Annotated in this window: 2 protein-coding genes; both read left to right on the top strand. The window is 58.4% G+C overall.

What is annotated here, in order from left to right; all coding sequences use genetic code 11:
* The first annotated feature begins 261 nt into the window (after positions 1-261).
* Positions 262-687 (top strand): type II toxin-antitoxin system VapC family toxin, encoded by a 426-nt coding sequence (locus ACTJI6_RS24010; protein ID WP_440804273.1) that lies wholly within the window; start codon positions 262-264, stop codon positions 685-687.
* Positions 688-779: 92 nt separating this feature from the next.
* On the top strand, positions 780-1,550 hold a 771-nt coding region (locus tag ACTJI6_RS24005), incomplete at its 3' end, for a hypothetical protein (RefSeq protein ID WP_440804271.1).

The following is a 1,550-nucleotide window of genomic DNA, read 5'->3' as shown; positions in this document are numbered from 1 at the left end:
GATGTTGAAGGCCTTCGCCGCCTGACGCTGGCTCATGCCCGCCGCGCAGGCCTGGCGAACCCTGAGATATAGTTCCACGCTGAAAATCCTCGCGCCCTCCCTGCTGCCGCAGAAAGGGAAAGGGTGGACGACTTTTACGCCGCCCGCAGCAGCTCCATGCCGCCGCTTCCGTGGACTAGTTTCTCACCGCCGTTCTCAGTCCAGCGGCAGCGACATTGCAGCGGACAAGGCATTCATGGACGAACAGTGGGGCGAGGACTGATGTTTCTCGACGCCAGCGTTGTCGCCGCCGTGCTGTTGCAGGAAGAAGATGGCCCCGCGTTCCTGAAGGCGATGGAGGCCACGCGCGGCACCCTGCGCTATTCGCCCATCGTGCGCCTGGAAGCGACACTTGCCCTTGTGCGCAAGCGTGTCGAGCGGCGCGGCAAAGGCCCGGCGACAGCCGAGGACTTTGCCGCCGCGACGGATCTTGTCGATGAGCTGCTGAAGGCGCTTGAAGCCAAGGAAATGCACATCACGGGCAGCATGGGCGCCGAGGCGATCCGCGCGCTGTCAGTCTATGGCAAGATGGTCGGGCATCCGGCGCAACTCAACATGGGCGATGCTTTGTCCTATGCCTGCGCCAAAGCCTACCATGTCCCCTTACTCTACAAGGGCTATGATTTCTCTAAAACTGACGTGGCATAATCTGAACAAGCTCCCGCCAAGGGATATTCCGTTATGCCCGCCATACATGATGGCAACATCAACCTGCTTCATCGAAAAGACGATTTTCAACCATGCCGTTTCCGCTATCGCCTCAAAGCATCGATGCTATCGCCGAGATCATCAGCGGGGGTGGCGGCAACGACCTGACACCTCCTGTTGGCCTCTACCGCAGTGGGCCAAAACTCGAAAAATTTATGCGGGGATGCAATGTCGCCTTTACAGTCGAAGGTTCTCGCGTCCCGTCGCTTGTGAAATGTCTCAACAGACTTAACAACGGCTTCGAGGCACCGCCGCACCTTACAAGGATCATCGAAGCAGCCGCCGATCCTCGCGACTTCAGCCATGAACCTGAACGTCACAATGCCGTGCTGGACTATCTCAATCGCGCCCTTCGCTTCGACGGCTTTGAGCTGCAACAGCAAGGCACTCGGATACGCCTTCTAGAAGCAGGCAAAGGTGTGCCTGTTCTCGCAGAGCTTGCTGGTCTATCAGAGGTAATCGACTTCGATACGGTGAGCCGGGATCTGGACCGCGCCCTTGCCAGCAGCCAGACCGACCCCGAGGATGCTGTAACCGCCGCGTGTAGCACGATCGAAAGCGTATGCCGGTCAATTCTTGTCGAACTCGGGCAACCTCTTCCTGCAAAAAAGGATGTGCAGGGCCTCTACAATGCTGTGAAGCAACCGCTTGGCCTATCTCCCGACCGCACTGATATTGACCCATTGATTGCCAATGATGGTCGTGTCTCGGAAGTGGTAGAAATTGTCTGGCGGCGTAATCTCCGGGTGAACCAACACCCACCCAACCGGCGGCGGCAACCGCCAGGGAGATCACGCCATGAA

Source organism: Paracoccus sp. 22332 (assembly GCF_052045125.1).
GTDB classification, from domain to species: Bacteria; Pseudomonadota; Alphaproteobacteria; order Rhodobacterales; family Rhodobacteraceae; genus Paracoccus; species Paracoccus haematequi_A.
This window is presented reverse-complemented; position numbering and strand designations above follow the sequence as displayed.

What these genes read in the sequence shown, in the direction of transcription:
- ACTJI6_RS24010 (WP_440804273.1), top strand. Translation starts at nt 262, where the DNA reads ATGTTTCTCGACGCCAGCGTTGTCGCCGCCGTGCTGTTGCAGGAAGAA.